An 18,211-nucleotide genomic window follows, 5' to 3' on the forward strand; every position below is an offset into this window, starting at 1 on the left:
GTGAAACTTTAATCAGTGGGGTTTTGTTCATCCCCCACTAATTATTAGCCCTCACCAATCGGGCTTTTACGGGATAAATACTTCCATATAACTGTTGTTACTGGGCGCTTTTAATAAGCGCTCTTTTATTTATATTAAAAACCGATTCTACTAAGAATCGATTTTTCTGCTTTATAATAAAACATGTTTATTTTTAAATTTTTTTGATGCAAGATGACATTTGTTGCAGAATCAAATATATCCCTTCCTTGTTATACAGGCTTATTTCCATTAGAAATATCTACTTCAATATTTCTAGTTGACCAAGTCCTTCTATAAGTTGTTAAAATGCAAATTTCACTTTACTACCTCAAATTTATTGTACTCGTAAAAAGATAATTGAAAACGATATTCCGGATGTTCTCTCACCCAATCGTAGGCTTCTTCTAAAATTTCCATTTTGTTTTGCAAGTCATTAAGTTCACTACATTCGTCCCTTTTCTGTTTGCACAGAGGGCAGAATCCATTCACTATTTCCGCACTCGTCGCCCTAATAGTTTTACTTTCTAAATCAACTACTAGACGAAGAATAACAGAATGCTCTTCTTTTGTAGTCACCTTCATTTCAGCAATCCGATCCTCATTCCAAAAGACACCGTTTAATTCCATCTTTACTGTGACATCTTTAATATCCAAGTCTACCACTAGCATACCTCCCTTGTACAAAACTCAATCTTACTCTTCTATTTTAAACTTTAATACACCACAACTTAAAGAGATATTAAGTTTTTTCCAATTCTTCTTTACTATGAAAGAAAGTGTAGTTAATGCTAATTGTGTGGTAAATATTATCCCAAAAACTAAAACAGTTAAAATGTTAAAGATTGTTTCCATTAAACTACACTCTTTTCTTTATATATATTTTTATTTTATTAATACAGTTTAAAACTCTTATTACGTCTTAACACTCCCAAAGCAATTATAATGTACAATCACAACAACAAGTTGATGCCTATTTAATATCAATACGCTGTTATTACATGTATGTAGTTAGAGATGGAGGAGCAATTCATTTAACCTCTGTATTCTCCTCCATCTCAGCCAAATACCTAATCTGTCGTTCCGCTTTTCTCACTGCTGTACGAAAATGTTTTTTCAGGAGTTCTACTGTATTTTCACTTATATAATATCTTTCCGTTATACTTTCCCACGTGTCACCACTTTCAAATGTACTCCATTCAAAAGGGCGTTCTGTATTTTTCTTTAGTTCTTTAAACACCCATTTTCGCATCTTTTTTTTCGCTTTTTCTGTTAGTTTTCCGTTTTTTACAAGTTCAAGTTCACCATGTCTTTTGTATCGCTTATTAATATCTCTCTCGCTATACACTTTAAGAAGTATATTTGCTGTATTTTCAGCATCTGCTAAAGCACGGTGCTGTTTTCCTTCCCACGTTAAAGCGAGCTGTTCTACCGCAAATTGTAAACTTGGCGTATGTTCAAACAATTCCTCATATGCTTGGAAAACAAATTTTTGCAAATCAATTCTATTTTCTTTTTCTATACTTGGGCATTCAACACCATATAATGTACAATCATGAGATAGAAAGCGATAATCTTCTTTTCCCCATGAAACAAATATAGAACCTTCGCCGATGAACTGAATAAATTTCTCTATAATCTGAGGGAATTTTTCTACACCCATTAAATCTTTTTTCGTAATACCGGTTAATTTTGTTGTATGACGAGTTAATCGTGCACTTGGTTTTACTAACTCCGAAAATTCTTCAATTATCTTCATTGTACCTATTTCTATTTTTACAGCTCCGATATCAACTATTTCTGATGGATCTTCTGATTTATACGGTCTGAAATTCCTTTCAATATCAAACACAATGAAATGTGTAGCGTTTTTCAATTTATTTACCTCTTTCTAAATTCCTTTTCACACAAACACTTTATTTTCAGTATTTATTTATTCATGTACTTTATACAAAAATACTCCGAATAAATAAATGAAAATTCAGTCTTGTTATGATATGTAAGTAGGAGGACATCTATAAAAGTGCAAAAAAAAAGAAGGGCGAGCCCTTCTTTTTTCAAAAATTACTTCTTGTTTACGTTAGTAGCTTGAGGTCCACGGTTACCTTGTTCTACTTCGAAAGTAACTTCTTGACCTTCTTCTAAAGTTTTGAAGCCTTCGCCTTGGATAGCTGAGAAATGAACGAATACGTCTTCTCCGCCTTCAACTTCGATGAAACCGAAACCTTTTTCTGAGTTAAACCATTTTACTTTACCGTTTTGCATGAAAAAAATCCTCCTACAATGTACCTATATGTACATATTCATTTTCAACCACCTTACAATAATAAGCCAGATATTAAAAAACTGCAACCCCTGAGGAGATTTAACATTGCTATCCTCCTCGGAAGTTACAGCTCATTTAAATCTCTATATTATTAAAAGTAAAATGGTTTAAACATACTATATCATATCAATATAATAAAAGTAAAGTTTTTTCTTAAATTATTTTTTGTTCCCACTGCATTGCTTTTAATTCACCTGATCCGGCTACTACATAACCCTCTTTTTGATTAACAATGCGCCATCCGTGCCCTTTAACTGAATCACATACTGTAACAATACCTTCTTCAAGAAGCACACGGCACACACTACTAATACCCGCCTTATTTTGCGTTGAAGTTGTATATAAAACATGTTGATCTACACTTAAGTCTAAATAACTACTTGCTTTCTGCTCACTTTGACATGTGTGCCAATATATTTTTTCACTTGCAATACTTTCATCTATTTTACAATAAGAAATATTCCCGCTAACTCCCTTGCACGATCCACTTGCCGCTACTAAATAAGAATTGTGTAAAGTCAACGCGGAGATCATTTGATTCATCGCAATTTTAATCCTCTTTAATTTACGTGTCTTCAAATCAAAGAGCCAAACACCACCATATTTAGCATGTATTTTCGTACCAATAAATAAGTAATGTTTATATAAAAATAACGATCGAATAGACGGTGCCGCACTGCCATACTCAAGAAACGGATGAATAGTTTCCCATGTCGAACCGAAATTATTAGAAAGATACAGCGTTTTTTCTCCATGAGCAACAACATTTCCTTGTACATTGCTACATACATTCCAACTCGTTGCTTTTGTTGGAAAACGCTGAATTGTCCAGTTCTCTCCACCATTCATACTACGAATAAAAATCCCTTCGTCACCTACACCATAAACTACATTATCTTCGCTATGTAAATCCCTAATTCGTTTTTGAAAACCATTTAAAATTCGTTTCCATTCTCCGTCTTGTTCAACAAATAAGCCATTATATGTAGTAGCTAACAACAGTTTTCCATCTCTTAACTTTGTAATAGCAGTTACACTTAACATTGTCTCCACGTTGACACTCCCATTCTTAGAACTTCTCAGCAAATGCAATTGCAAAATTACTGCATTTTTCAACATCCTCTTCATCTTCTGGAGCTAATTCAATTTTTAGCCCTTCTTGTACAAGCTCTGCACCGCGCTCTACAAGACGTTCTTCAAATATCGTTACCGCTTCACAAAACAGTTCATACGCTGTATCACCCGATCCGAACACCGCTACCTTTTTCCCAGCTAAATCTATATTTTCTAAGTCATCATGAAAATCTTCCGCTTCAAATGGTAATTCACCATCGCCCCACGTATAAGATCCTAAAATGATTCCATCATAAGCTAATAATTCTTCAGCATCCATGCCTTCCATTTCTTGCAATACTACTTCATAATCAAAAGCATCTAAACTAACTTTAATTAAATCAGCAATACTCTCTGTATTTCCTGACATACTTGCATAAGCTATTAAAATTTTTGCCACTTTGGCATCCCCCTCTAACAATAAATGATTCTCATTCTCATTATATTAATAATGAGAATCAATTTCAATTGATTTTTTTCTACTTTTATTTACATTTCACATCTGACTATTTATATTTCATTTTAAATATCTACATTCATATTCAACTATTGCCAAATCTATCTTCAAACATTATTGTATTATCATCATTTCACATTACTTATTTCAAATAAAAAATGTTTTTGTATCATGCTCAATCTCTAATCAATTGTTCACTTTACAGAAAGAGGAGTCCTTATGATGAGAAAGTATTTTATTAGATTTTTAAAAGCAACCTCCCTTTTAACAATATTCTTACTAATAGGAGCTGCTATTATTTTATTCGGTACTTCATACGGTCATAATTTACGTGTTATCGCAGCCGAGAGTATTTTAACTTCTCAGCATCCACAATATGCAAAATTCACGTTATTGTCTGATGAAGAATTAAATGATATTTCTCAATCCATCACAAATCCAAAATGGAAAAATAGTGAATTTTTAACTTCTAAACTTTCAAAAAAAGAGTTAGAAAGACGAAAAGATTTACCACTAGATGTTTCTATTGAAACAATAAAGAAAAAATATAATGATCATTTTTTCGAAGGGAAATTAATGACAATTAGTAATCCATTCAACGTAAAACTTGTTACCCAGCAAGGTTCAGAAGGTAAAGACGTCGGAGAAAAAATATACGTAATGGCAAAGCGAAACCATGCAGTTGCCGCTGTCAATGCCAGTGGTTTTTGGGATGAAACCGGGCATGGTGGTGGTAAAACCGGAATCGGTATTGTTATTGAAAACGGTAAAGTTATAAACACGCCGAAAGATATTAATACCCCTACCCTCACTAGTGGTATTACAAAATATGGACAAATGGTTTCTGGAGAGTTTTCTGCTAACCAATTGTTAAATAAAAATGTTGTTTCCGCTGCTGGATTTATGCCTCAGCTAATTGTAAATGGAGAAAAAATGATTACAAATGATGGTGGTTGGGGATATGGCCCTCGAAGCATTATGGCTCAGAAAAAAGATGGATCGATTATGTTTTTCGTCATTGATGGTAGACAACCTCATAGCATTGGTGCTTCCTTGAGAGATTGTCAAGATATTCTTTATGAAAAAGGTGCTGTCAATGCGATGGCAATGGACGGTGGATCATCAGCAACATTATATGCAATGGGAGATATTTTAAATATCCCTTCCACCTTATCTCATAAATCACGCTATTTACCAAACGCATGGGTAGTTACAGCGAACCCTAAGCAACAAGTTCATGTAACAATAGACGGTAATTCTGCGAGCTCTCAAAAAATTTCTGAATTAACAAGGACGACTGCTATAGCTTTCAATAAATAAAAAAGCACAGATGACTATACAATCATCTGTGCTCTTTTATTACTTTTTAAAAATACCAAACGGCTTTCCAACTGGTAAAACAACTTTTCCAAAGTGTGTGTTTAACACTGCTGCTGCTGAACCATAGAAAGATAATAATGAAATAAGAAGTTCAGAATATGCTGCTAAATTATGCATTGCATGCGGCATAACACCTAAAGTACTTAATGAAAGACCGATAAATAAGAAATCAATAAGGACGAAAATCATAAATAATACTTTATGTGTTTCCATTGCACCAATTGTCATAAAGATTGTGAAAATCAAATATCCGATAAAGGCTACACCAAGCTGTTTTGAATCTGCAGCTTGTGCTAATTTTTCGCCAAATACTCCAAGTTGAATTAACCAAGTCATTCCAACACCTAGCCAAAATAGACCGTACGCACCGAATGCTGTTGTACCGAATGTATTATTATGCTTTGCATCATGAATGCAAGCAAAGATTTGTGCAAATCCTCCTAAAAAGATTGCCCACGGTAATACAAGTGAAACGCCATCTGTTAAGCCTAACTTTTGAGATGATGCTACAAGTGTTACCATCGCTAATCCAAATAGACCAATTCCAGATGGATCTGCTGTTGTCATTTTCACATGATGTGTAGTAGTTTGATTGCTCATATAAACCTCCTGATTATAAACATACTCGAATACAATACTTAAATCAGAAGCCTATGTCAATGGTTTTTTTTGTATGTTGTCAGACGTTATATTTTATAATGATTAAATATATTTCCGACCACTTCATAAGGTTTTATATTCACTTTTTCCAACTCATTTATCGGTAGCCATAACGGAATATAACTTCCTCTACCTTCCCACTGAAATTCCTCAGCTGTTCCACTTCCGAACACTCCGCCTGTAATATAGGCAGCATAATAATATTCATTTCCTTTATATTTTACCTTTGCAATAAGGTGCTCCACTTTTATATGTACCCCTAATTCTTCGTATACCTCTCTTTTCGTTGCCTCTTCAGGCGTTTCACCTTCCTCAATCCCTCCGCCAGGAAACACATAATATGTTTCCTCTTCTCGAATACGTTTTATAAGAGCGATTTTTCCTTCCTGTACAATGATAGCCGCTCCGCGATTTCTTATCATTTTATTACCTCAATACGAATCGCAACTGTTCCCCACTCTTTTTCTTGTTCTTTCGTATATATTTTGTATGTACTTTCTAACATTTCCTCTAAACTATCATTTTCACAATCCAATAATTTTTTATCGATTTGTTCATACATGGCTTTAAAGCTCTCGTATCGCTTTATTTCCGTTACTTTTACCGTCATCATTTCTTTTGTCGTAAGATTCGTAAATACGATTTCATCGCCTTTGTTTATTAGTTGACGTTTTTCATCGTATAGGCGTACTTCATATACTTTTTTTCCTGATTGAATTGACTGAAACGGTTTATTATATAGACCCATTTCGTATCGCATACATCCCACTTCCTTTTGTTCATTTCACCTATTAATACAGTTCACATTACTACATCTTGCATATAATATTCCATACGTATCACTTAATTGAGAAAGGAGGCTGAAGAAGCATGTTATATTTAAATCAAAAACCTGAATATAATAAATATGATATTGGTGATTATACTTATAGTAAAGTAGGGCCAACCATTTTTTCTTGGAACGATGAAACAAAATTAAAAATAGGTAAGTTTTGTTCATTAGCAGAAGAAGTCGTTTTCATACTTGGCGGTGAACATCGCGCAGACTGGATAACAACTTATCCATTTAATGCACTTTTTGATGAAGGAGCACATATTACTGGTCACCCTTCTTCAAAAGGTGATATCGTAGTCGGCAATGATGTATGGATTGGTTATCAATCCTGCATTTTATCTGGTGTTACAATTGGTAACGGGGCCATTATCGGCGCCAGGAGCATTGTTACAAAAGATGTACCCCCGTATGCAATTGTAGCTGGTAATCCTGCAAAATTTGTTCGATATCGTTTCCCGCAAGAAACGATTGACAAACTAGAGAATCTCGCATGGTGGGACTGGGACATTTCTGTTATAAAAGGAGCCATTCCATTACTACTCTCCGACAAAATCGACGAATTTTTCACCTCACCCGAAAAAGAATCTACATGATAAATACAGAAAGAGCATCCTTTTTTCCGGATGCTCTTTCTGTATTTATTTTTTATTTATTTGCAAATGATTACACGGAGAACATTGAAAAGGAATTTTCCCTAAGCAATTAAGATTCGTTTCACAAATTTGTTCTATCGTTGGAACAAATGGAATGACAACTATGTTACTTTCTACCATTTGTGTAACAGGTGGCAATACTGTGCCTACTTGATGTTCGAAACGAATACTCGCTTGATTTATATAATTTCCTGAACCATTTGGCGCGCTCTGCACTACTACTTGGAACGAAACTGTCCGTGCTTCACCTGGATTTAAATTTCCTATAATAAAACCTGATACTGGGTTTACATTTGGCACTGGCGTATTATCAATCGTTACAGTTCCAAGGACAAATTGAACACTACTATCTAACATATCTTGAAAACGAATATTTTGTATTGCTGTATCCCCCGTATTTGTAATAACTGTCGTAAACGTAATAACATCGCCAATTGTTGCTGCCTGTAAATTTGCCGTTTTTACGACTGTCGTTGAGACATTTTGAGAAATAAACGGGATAACAACTGTATTGCTATCACCTTCAACTACTACTGGCGGCTCATTCGGATTTACAGTTGCAAGCCCATTTGCTATAGCAGTATTTGTAACTAAATTATTTATTTGTCCTCCTGTTATTACAACTTGGAAATTAATAATTGCTGCGTCATTTGGCTGAAAATCACCTAACGGAATACCGGTATTCGGATTAGCAAATGGAAGAGGTACATCATTTACCGTTACCGTGCCATTTATAAATAAAGTATTCGAATCAATGATATCTGTTAAAACAATATTCGTCACAGGAACTGTACTGTCATTTATAACGGCAATTCCATAAGTGACAACATCTCCTACCATCGCTACTTCAAAGTTTGCTCCTTTTGCAACAAATAAGATTGCAGTATTTACCGTCACTATAACTGTATTGCTCGTATCCATCACTATAACTGGAGGCTCCCCTGGTACTAAAATATATTCTGCTAACGCCCCAGCAACGTTCACTACTGTACCACCATCTGGAAAGCTCGTAATCGTAGCTTCATATGTTACAATCGCCGTCTCACCGACTGGAATGTCTACAATCGTAAATCCAACCTGCGGATTTACTCCCGGACGAGCTACTCCATTTACAGTTACACTATTTGGTACAAAAACAGCTTCCGGAGATAGGACATCGATAAATTGAATATTCATCGCATCAGCAGTACCAGTATTTAATATTCGAACCGTATACTTTACTGTTTCTCCTACTCCAATAATTGAATGATCTACTTCTTTTTGCATATCTAAACTGCCTCTATTTACTGGTGTGACTGTCGTATTACTTGAATTCGTAATTGTAAACGGAGGTTCTCCTGGAATTAATTCAAAATCACCCGTTACTCTTGCTGTATTCATAATGCTACTAGAAGGCGGAACTGCGATTACATTTACTTCAAATGTAATTAATACGCTATCCCCTACTGCAAGATTAGGCAATGCAAAGCCTACAAATGGATCTAAACCTACTTGCGGAATCCCATTTATTTGTACACTTCCAGGAACGAATTCTAAACTAGGTGATGGAATATCGCTAAACTGAACGTTCGTCGCTGTTACCGTTCCCGTATTTGTAACTTGCACACTATACGTTAACGTATCTCCTAATCGTGTCGCTTCTTTATTTACAGCTTTTATAACGCTGAATCGTCCTCTATTCACTCTAGTTATCGTCGTATTACTCGGCTCTGTTACTACAACCGGTGGCTCTCCTGGCACTAAAGTAAAGCTTCCTGTTATATTTGCAACGTTCGTAATTGTTCCTGATGACGGGATGTTTGTAACTGTCGCTTGAAACGTCACTATAACTGTTTCACCAACTGGGATATCTCCAACTCCAAATCCAGGAATCGGATTTAAGTTTGGTTGCGGGGCTCCATTTATCGTTACACTATTTGGTACAAATGACGCACCTGTTGAAATCGTATCAATAAACTGAACATTGTTAGCTGTTACTGTTCCTGTATTCGTTATTTGCACTGTATACGTCAATACATCTCCAACTAGAGTAGCGGCTCTATTTACTTGTTTAATAACATTAAAGCGTCCTCTATTTACAGTTGTGAGTGTTGTATTACTTGGCTGATTTACTATAACTGGTGGTTCTCCTGGTACTAAAATAAAGTTTCCGGTAACATTTGCCGTATTGGCAATTGTTCCGTTTGACGGAACGCTAACAACTGTTACTTGGAATGTGACTTCTACACTTTCACCTGGAGTTATATCCGGAAGTGAGAAGCCAGTGTTAGGATCTAATCCAGGCTGTAACACACCGTTTATCGTTACACTATTCGGTACGAATGTTATAGAGGATGGTAATACATCACTATATTGAACATTCGTCGCTATCACTGTTCCCGTATTTTGAACTACTGTTGTATATGTGATTGTATCGCCTACTGCAACAACCGGCTGACTTACTGATTTTAAAACATTCAAACCAGATTCATTTATTTCTGTTAATGTCGTGTTACTTGTCGTCGTTTCAGTAATAGGCGGCTCTGTTTCACTTACAGCAAACGTAGCCGTAACGTCCACAAAGTTAACAACTGTTCCACCTTGAGGTATGCTCGTTACCATCTCTTGGTATGTGACAAGTACAAAATCACCTACAGGTATATCTGGAACTGCAAAGCCTATGAACGGATCTAATCCTGGTTCTGGCACTCCGTTTATACTCACACTTCCTGGAACAAATGCTACACCACTCGTACTAGAATCAAGAAATTGGACATTCGTTGCCGGTACCGTTCCAAAGTTAAAAATTAGTACATCATAGGTTAATATTTCCCCAACCGTCGCTGCCTCTTTATCTACTATTTTTACTGGAAAAATTGAAGCTATATTAATTGTCGTAACGACTAAATTCGTTAATATCGTTTGCGTAATCGGTGGCTCCTGCGGATTCGGTTGTGAAGTAAATGTAACGTCAGCATCATTTAATATGACTTCATTATCAGGAATTTCCGTAATGGTCACTTGGAACGTTACAGAAATACTCGCACCAGCATTTAATAACGGACTAACTGTAAAGCCTATTTCTGGATTTAATCCAGGTTGCTGTATTCCACCTATCGTTACACTGTTGTCAACAAACGTCGTCCCTTCTGGAATGACATCTTGGAAGAGTACATCTGTAACAGGGATAATTCCTACATTCGTTATTAGCACTGTATACGTTAATACATCCCCAACAGCCCCAGTTGCAATATTTACTGTTTTTATTGCTGTCACTTCACCAGGAGGAGGTAACGGTATTGTAACTACCGTTGTATTACTTGAGTTCGTTGTTGTTACAGGTGGTTGTAAAGGATTCAATAAGAAAGTAGCTGTAGCAGACGCTGTGTTTAGAACTGCCCCAAGCGTTGATGGTGCAACAACTATCACTTGGAATGTTACTGTCAATGATGTGCCAGCTGCAATATTAGGAAGCGGGAAACCAATATTTGGATCAAATCCAGGTTGAGGCGTTCCATTTATCGTTACACTATTTGCTACAAATGTTGTTTCTGGAGCAATCGTGTCAATGAAAGAAATATTTGTAGCTGCAACTGTACCTGTATTTCGTATAACAACAGAATATGTGTAAGTCTCTCCAAGTGCTGCTTGTTGTACAGATGAAGATTTTTGTATAGTTAGTCTCGCTGTATTTACTTGTGTTACTACAAAATTACTATTTGTAGTAGTCGTTATAGGAGGTCCTGCCGGATTTATAAGGAAATTTGCAGTAACATTCGATTGATTTCTTATATTTCCACCACTCGGAACGCTTGTCACTGTCACTTGGAACGTAATTGTAGCAGTTTGCCCAACTGGAATATTTGTAACAGGAAAACCCACTATAGGATTCGCACCTTGCTGAACGACTCCATTAATCGTTACACTATTCGCTACAAATGTAGCTCCAGATGGGATTGGATCTTGAAAAATAATATTCGTTGCGGGGACAGTTCCTGTATTTTGAATAAGAATCGTATACGTTAACGTATCTCCTACACCTGCTTGTGGTGTATTTACACTTTTTATTACATTAATTGATCCTACATTCACTCGCGTCACAACAATATTACTAATCGTTACAATTGTAATTGGTGGCTGGAGAGGACTTACTTGGAAATCAGCAGTTACATTCGCATTATTCGGAAGAACTCTATTTGGTGGTACACTCGTGATTGCCACTTGGAAAGTAACTGTTACTATACCTCCTACTGGAATATTAGCAAGTGGAAATCCAGTTGTCGGGTTTAAACCTGGTTGAGGTGTCCCGTTTATTGTTACACTATTCGCTACAAAAGTGGTTCCAACTGGAATCGGATCAAGGAATGATACATTTGTCGCTACTACCGTTCCACTATTTTGTATAGCAACTGTATATGTTAGTGTATCTCCTACACCTGCTTCAGTAGCGCTTACACTCTTCATTACATTTAGTCCTGAGGAATTAACAACTGTCATAACAGTATTACTTGGAACCGTCACAGTAATTGGTGGCTCTGTTGGATTTACAAGAAAATCTCCAGTTACATTCGCGTTATTTACAACATTATTCCCTGGCGGAATTTCATCAATTAATACTTCAAATGAAATAATTACACTCGCGCCAGTAGGTAAATCATTTAATGGGAATCCTAGTCCTGGATCTGCCCCCTCTTGTAAAACACCATTAACCAATACACTATTTTCAATAAATAATGTCCCTGGCGGAATTGAATCTTGGAAAAATATACTTGTAGCTGGTACACTACCTGCATTTATAACTTCGATTGTATATACTAAAACATCTCCTACCGTTGCCACATTCGTATTCACTGCTTTCACAACTTCAAAGTTCCCTGATTGTACTGTCGTATTCACAACGTTACTCGGTACATTGATTGTTACTGGTGGTTCATTCGGATTCACTTGAAAGCTTGCTGTTACATTTGCTTGATTTAAAATATCTTCATTTTCTGGATTCTGTACAATTACTACGTCAAATGTGACTACAACCGTTTGAGCCGCAGGAATATTCGGAAGAGAGAATCCTGTATTCGGATTTAGTCCACTTTGCTGTACTCCATTAATTGTTACAGAATTTGCAACGAAGGAAACAGCGGAAGAAATAGTGTCTTGAAATAACACATTTGTTAGCGGAACGTTTCCTGTATTTTGAACGGCAATCGTATATGTTAAAGTATCTCCTACTGCTGCTTGTGTTGTATTCACTTCTTTTATTACATTTAAACCGCCTGTATTAACTTGTGTTACAACTGTATTCGTTTGTCTATTAATCGTTATTGGCGGCTGATTCGGAATAACGACGAAATTAGCAGACACATTTCCGCGATTCGGAATCGTACCTCCTGATGGCGTAGAAGTTACTCGTACTTGAAATGTAACTGTCCTAGTCCCACCTGGAGATATGTTAGCAACTGTAAAGCCAGTTGCCGGATTTGCCCCAGGTTGCGAAATTCCATCTACAGTTACACTATTTGTGATAAAAGTCGTTCCAGTTGGGATTGGATCTTGAAAAATAACATTCGTCGCAAGTACATTTCCTGTATTTTGAATTGTTACCGTGTACGTAAGAACGTCGTTAACCGTTGCAAAAGCTTTATCCACTGTTTTTCTCGTTGTTATATCAGCTATATTAATTGTCGTAACTACAGTATTGCTTGTCGCTTGCCCTGAAACTGGTGGTTGACCAGGTACTGGAGTAAAGTTAAATGTTACACTCGCACGGTTTGGAATTGGATTGACAAGAGGGTTTGATGTCACTCGAACTTGAAAGCGCACTACAGTCGTTTGCGATGCATTAATACTTCCAAGATTAATACTACTTGCTGGATTCGCTCCTGGACGTGCTACCCCGTTTACCGTAACGCTATTTGCGACAAATGTTGTTCCAGCAGGGATACTATCAACAAAAATAACATTGTTTGCAGTGATGTTTCCATTATTCGTTACATTAACCGTGTACGTTAATACATCATTAAGTGTTGCCGTCTGTAGATCTACAGACTTTTGCATACTTATAGTTGCTTGATTCACTGTCGTTTGTACTGTATTTGAAGAAGACGTACTTGCAATAGGAAGGCTACCAACGAAAGGACGAAATTGGTAAGACACCATTGCACGATTTGAAATAGGATTTGGATTTGGAAACGATGTAATTCTTACTTGGAATGTAACGATTCTTTGAGCATTATTTGGTATCGTTCCTAAATTAATTCCACTAGCTGGATTCGCACTTGGTTGTGTTACTCCACCAACCGTTACACTACCAGCTATAAATGCTGTGCCGTTCGGAATACTATCTTGTAATATAACGTTGTCCGCACTTCCTGTTCCTGTATTCGGAACTGTAATCGTATAAGTGAGAATATCTCCTATACCTGCAACTGCTTTATCAACAGATTTGACAGGATTTATAATCGGTCCCGTCGCATCAATTTGAACACCAAAACCAGCCGCTGCATAACCATCACCATTTGTAACGAACCGAACGGTTGCTGACGTTTGATTATTTACTAATGATGATGAAGCATCTACGTTTGTAATATCCCATCCTTGTCTTCGAACAGCCAAAGCTATCCCTAATGGCTGATTCAAATCTCCAAACGTTCCGGTTGTATCTAATTCCCCAAAGTCATTACAAATTTGAGATTGAAAGAAATTATTTGCCGGATTTCTCGGTCCGAATAATGCAACTGTAGCATTTGGGTTTGGTCCAAAGCGAAGTTGATCTCCAGAAATGTTGGAATCTCCCTCTTGAACAGTTACGAGTACTCTTCCTGTAACAGCTCCTGTAGCTGGAGTAGCAAATCCTGAAATAGTAGCATCAACAGGCGGGGATGAAGCATCAATAATTTCTTGGCCTGCATAAACTGACAAATTCCGAAGAGGTAAACTTGCATTTTGATATACAACCTCAAGCGTCCAGCCAGCTGAACGACTGATTGTTGGATCAGCTGAAGTTCTTGCAGCGGGCACAGCACCTGTTGTATATGTGCCTGCCCCACCTGCACTAACAAGATTCGTTACATTAGCAGAGCGAGCATAATAAAACTGATTTCCTACTGAACCTTGCTGCGCGGTAGCGGGATCTGGCGTAACAGCAAACGTCCCTGATGGTGTTGTAAATGTAATATCATCATTTAAAAATGGTAAAACATCTTCCGTATCAGTCCGAAAAGTACCAGCCCAAACTAACTCTGCATATAGTACACTACTCCCCGCCGGAAGATTTAAAATTGCACTTGAAGAATTCAATTGCCATTCATCCGTCGTTCCTGCTGGGAACCCTGGTACTTGCAGCGCTGTATTTACCGTAGTAAATACAGCAAGTGTACCAAAAATATTACCTGGCGCAGGTGATGTAGGGCTAAGCCCTAACGTGTTCCCAGTGAACGTGACGGCACCAGGTACTGTTGTTGTAAAACGGTTTATAAAAGGCACACAATCATCTCATTTCATTTATAGTAAAAAGTGCTCTATACTATAAAATGTAGACAAACTATGCAATGTACGTTGTCCAACAAAATTCCGCACATACGAGAGGAGTTTATAAAACTATGCGCTACGTTATCATAACAGGAACTTCACAAGGTTTAGGTGAGGCTATTGCCACTCAGTTGTTAGAAGAAAGTACAACTGTCATCTCTATTTCTAGAAGAGAAAATAAAGAACTTACTAAACTTGCAGAGCAATATAACAGCAATTGCATTTTTCATTCCTTAGATCTTCAAGATGTACATAACTTAGAAACTAACTTTAAAGAAATCATTTCATCCATTAAAGAAGACAATGTATCCTCTATTCATTTAATTAATAATGCAGGTACAGTTGCACCTATGAAGCCGATTGAAAAAGCAGAAAGTGAACAATTCATTACGAACGTTCACATTAATTTACTTGCACCTATGATTCTTACATCTACGTTTATGAAACATACGAAAGAATGGAAAGTAGATAAACGCGTTATAAATATTTCATCTGGTGCAGGAAAAAATCCTTATTTCGGATGGGGCGCTTATTGTACGACGAAAGCTGGTGTAAATATGTTTACACAATGCGTAGCAACTGAAGAATGGGAAAAAGAATATCCAGTAAAAATCGTCGCTTTTGCCCCCGGTGTTGTTGATACAAATATGCAAGCACAAATTCGTGAAACAGCTAAAGAAGACTTCACAAATTTAGACCGCTTCATTGCATTAAAAGAAGAAGGAAAGCTATTATCACCTGAATATGTTGCGAAAGCTATTCGTAACTTACTAGAAACTGAGGAATTCCCTCAAGGCGAGGTTATTAGAATTGATGAATAACAAAAAGGCGTGCTAAAATAGCACGCCTTTTTGTTTTACTTCTCTAAAAATATGAGCACAGATTCCGCAATTTGTTCATAACCAATTTCTTGATAAATTTTATTAGATGTCGGATTCGCTAGATCAGTATATAACGTAGTCGTCTGATAGCCTTCATCTAACATACGTTGACTAAGTGCTGCTACACAATGAGATGCATACCCTTTTTTCCTTGCTTCTTTCGGCGTATATACAAAATTGACTGTTATATTATTTTTAGTTGGTCTCGTTTTTGCAGCTACAGAAACGAGTTTCCCATCTACTTCCAAACCAAACAGTCGATTTGTAATTATTAATGTATACGCAGTTTGTTTTGCTTCTTCTTTCGTAGTAGGAAGCTTTACGTCTTCACAAAATTGATATATCCACTGTTCTATTAATGGTAATTCATCATTATTTACCGCTCGGAAAAGTCCATTCGCATTACACTTCTTCTTTACTCTGTTCAGCTCATACACACCTTGCTCCATTGCAACATTCGTTTTTTTATTTTCTAATACGGCAATCTCTTCCGCTAATTTCTGTACAATTTTCTTATTACCGATCAATCCAGGAATATCCGGATATACTTTCGTTAATTCTTTTGCAAGTTCCTCAATAGTTACTCCCGCAATTTCAGAAGTTGCAACAATGATTTGTTTCTTCTCTTCTGTTTGCAGAAATACAACCGCAATTTCTTCTCCTTGTTTCGCTATCCCCATAAATATCGGTTCTTGGACCATTTGTAATACACCTAATATGAGATTGTTTTCCTGCTCATTCTTTTCTAGAAATGGTGTAACATCTTCTTTAAAATGAAAAATCTCTTCATATACATGTAATTGAATCATCGACAATCTCTTCTCTCTATTCATAGTTTAATTAAGTATTGGCGATTAATTCATCAAATCCCTCTTTTACGATTCAATAATATTCAAAGCTAATGTATTCAAAGCATTTTCAGCTTGTAAAATTCTCTGTTTTTCCTTTTCAAATACATCTTCTTCTTTTTGAAATGACTCTTTTCGATTTTTGATCATGCGCTCCATCTCTTTTTTACTCGGTCCACCGTATACATTTCTTTTTTGAATAAAAGCTTCTGGCGATATAATTTCTTTCCACTCTTTTTCTAATAAATTTATTTTAAAATGTTCTTGCAAGTACATATTTACCTCTTTGAAGTGTAATTCATGTAGTTCTTTTTTCTGCTCCAATGACATATTTGCAATAGCACTTGCTGCATGATGAGCATGCCGAAATGGAATTCCATAGTTTTTTGTTAAAACATCGGCGAAATCCGTTATCGTTATTGCATGTTTATAGGAACGACTTTTTAACGTTTCTTCTTCTACTTTCATCGTTCGGATCACTGCATTCATCATACAAAAAACACGAATTGCCTTTTCAATCCCTTTATATAAATATGGCTGCAAGTCATCTTCCGTATCGACAATATCACCAAATGGTGTATTATGAATCATTTGAAATACTGTAAATGCTTCTCCTAAAGCACTACTCGTAATTGCACGAGCATGTTCAATTGAAACCGGGTTTCGTTTTTGCGGCATAATACTACTGATTTGTACATATGACTTTGCAACAGTAATACCGTCATATTCTTTCGTTGCTAACAACAAAAAGTCATGAATCCATCTACTCGTATTCGTCATCATTACCATAAGTAGCGAGCTAACTTCTAATAAATAATCCGCTCCAGCAACAGCATCATATGAGTTCTCAATTACATTTGTAAATCCAAGTAGATGAGCAACTCGTTCTCGTTTAATCGGGAAACTTGTTGTAGAGAGTGCAGCCGCCCCCATTGGAGACTGATTTAAAAGCTGGTACGTTTTTTTCATTCGTTCTAAATCTCTTTGCATCGTATCATAAATTGCTAACGTATAATGACCAAATGTTGTTGGCTGTGCTGGTTGTGTATGTGTATAAGCTGGCATGATCGTTTCCTTATGATCAGCAGCAAGTTGCAGTACACTTTCTTGCAATAACAAATGATGTTCTATTAATCGTAATACATATCGCCTTAAACTCATGCGATACATCGTTACGCCCATATCATTTCTACTTCTACCAATATGCATATTACTTACAAAATCGCATTTCGCTTCTTGAGAAATTAAATGTTCGACTAAAAAAAAGAGATCTTCATGCTGCTCTGTATAGAGCAATTGCTCTTCTGGAATTCCCTCTACCTTTTTTAATGCGTGTAATATAACTTTAGCTTCTTCCTTTTTCATTAAATTTTCTTCCGTCAGCATCGTAATATGTGCTTTATGCACTTGAAACATATCTTTCAATAAGTAATTTCGTTGAAAATCAAATACATGTTGTAATACACAATCCACATATGTTTTCCCAGGGAAATCAGCGCCTTCACTCTTTATAAACTCTTCTTTACTTTGTTTCATC

General features: G+C 36.4%; 14 protein-coding genes. 3 read left to right on the forward strand and 11 right to left on the reverse strand.

What is annotated here, in order from left to right:
- Positions 1-336: 336 nt before the first annotated feature.
- The 5 genes from ES895_RS17690 to ES895_RS17710 form a co-directional block, all read right to left on the reverse strand.
- Positions 337-684: a hypothetical protein gene (locus ES895_RS17690; RefSeq protein WP_000227983.1), complete on the reverse strand. Its 348-nt coding sequence runs from the start codon at positions 682-684 to the stop codon at positions 337-339.
- Positions 685-1,048: 364 nt separating this feature from the next.
- Entirely contained in the window at positions 1,049-1,894 is an 846-nt protein-coding gene (locus ES895_RS17695) for an exonuclease (RefSeq protein WP_000786417.1), read from the reverse strand.
- A gap of 188 nt (positions 1,895-2,082) precedes the next feature.
- Positions 2,083-2,283, reverse strand: coding sequence for a cold shock-like protein CspB (gene cspB / locus ES895_RS17700; RefSeq protein ID WP_001179150.1), 201 nt, complete (start codon positions 2,281-2,283; stop codon positions 2,083-2,085).
- Between the two features lie 214 nt (positions 2,284-2,497).
- Positions 2,498-3,397: a WD40/YVTN/BNR-like repeat-containing protein gene (locus ES895_RS17705; RefSeq protein WP_000449526.1), complete on the reverse strand. Its 900-nt coding sequence runs from the start codon at positions 3,395-3,397 to the stop codon at positions 2,498-2,500.
- Between the two features lie 16 nt (positions 3,398-3,413).
- Positions 3,414-3,857, reverse strand: a complete 444-nt coding sequence (locus ES895_RS17710) for a flavodoxin (RefSeq protein WP_135238534.1) — start codon at positions 3,855-3,857, stop codon at positions 3,414-3,416.
- A 279-nt stretch (positions 3,858-4,136) separates the two neighbouring features.
- On the opposite strand from ES895_RS17710, the gene ES895_RS17715 reads away from it, so the two are divergent.
- Positions 4,137-5,234, forward strand: a complete 1,098-nt coding sequence (locus ES895_RS17715) for a phosphodiester glycosidase family protein (protein ID WP_001233794.1) — start codon at positions 4,137-4,139, stop codon at positions 5,232-5,234.
- A gap of 39 nt (positions 5,235-5,273) precedes the next feature.
- Here ES895_RS17715 and ES895_RS17720 read toward each other — a convergent pair whose 3' ends face one another.
- The 3 genes from ES895_RS17720 to ES895_RS17730 form a co-directional block, all read right to left on the reverse strand.
- Positions 5,274-5,894 (reverse strand): acetate uptake transporter, encoded by a 621-nt coding sequence (locus tag ES895_RS17720; protein ID WP_000070938.1) that lies wholly within the window; start codon positions 5,892-5,894, stop codon positions 5,274-5,276.
- Between the two features lie 86 nt (positions 5,895-5,980).
- On the reverse strand, positions 5,981-6,376 hold the full coding sequence (locus ES895_RS17725; protein WP_000620829.1) for an NUDIX hydrolase: 396 nt from the start codon (positions 6,374-6,376) through the stop codon (positions 5,981-5,983).
- Positions 6,373-6,714, reverse strand: a complete 342-nt coding sequence (locus tag ES895_RS17730) for an ASCH domain-containing protein (protein ID WP_001268348.1) — start codon at positions 6,712-6,714, stop codon at positions 6,373-6,375. Before ES895_RS17730 ends, ES895_RS17725 begins: the two co-directional genes overlap by 4 nt.
- A 110-nt stretch (positions 6,715-6,824) precedes the next feature.
- Between ES895_RS17730 and ES895_RS17735 the strand changes: the two genes are divergently transcribed.
- Complete coding sequence (locus ES895_RS17735; protein ID WP_000966305.1) at positions 6,825-7,382, forward strand: CatB-related O-acetyltransferase; 558 nt, start codon at positions 6,825-6,827, stop codon at positions 7,380-7,382.
- Between the two features lie 45 nt (positions 7,383-7,427).
- Here ES895_RS17735 and ES895_RS17740 read toward each other — a convergent pair whose 3' ends face one another.
- On the reverse strand, positions 7,428-14,900 hold the full coding sequence (locus ES895_RS17740; protein WP_135238535.1) for a DUF7507 domain-containing protein: 7,473 nt from the start codon (positions 14,898-14,900) through the stop codon (positions 7,428-7,430).
- A 116-nt stretch (positions 14,901-15,016) separates the two neighbouring features.
- Here ES895_RS17740 and ES895_RS17745 point away from each other — a divergent pair, with 116 nt between their 5' ends.
- Positions 15,017-15,766, forward strand: a complete 750-nt coding sequence (locus ES895_RS17745) for a (S)-benzoin forming benzil reductase (protein ID WP_001271048.1) — start codon at positions 15,017-15,019, stop codon at positions 15,764-15,766.
- A 35-nt stretch (positions 15,767-15,801) separates the two neighbouring features.
- On the opposite strand, the gene ES895_RS17750 is transcribed toward ES895_RS17745, so the two are convergent.
- Positions 15,802-16,635 carry a GNAT family N-acetyltransferase gene (locus tag ES895_RS17750; RefSeq protein ID WP_000615375.1) on the reverse strand — a complete coding sequence of 278 codons (834 nt, stop codon included), beginning with the start codon at positions 16,633-16,635 and terminating at the stop codon, positions 15,802-15,804.
- Positions 16,636-16,701: 66 nt separating this feature from the next.
- Positions 16,702-18,210 carry an argininosuccinate lyase gene (argH, locus tag ES895_RS17755; RefSeq protein WP_000813964.1) on the reverse strand — a complete coding sequence of 503 codons (1,509 nt, stop codon included), beginning with the start codon at positions 18,208-18,210 and terminating at the stop codon, positions 16,702-16,704.
- Between the last annotated feature and the right edge of the window lies 1 nt (position 18,211).

Origin of the sequence: Bacillus sp. 007/AIA-02/001 (assembly GCF_004634455.1) — a bacterium.
In the GTDB taxonomy this organism is placed as follows: Bacteria; Bacillota; Bacilli; order Bacillales; family Bacillaceae_G; genus Bacillus_A; species Bacillus_A cereus.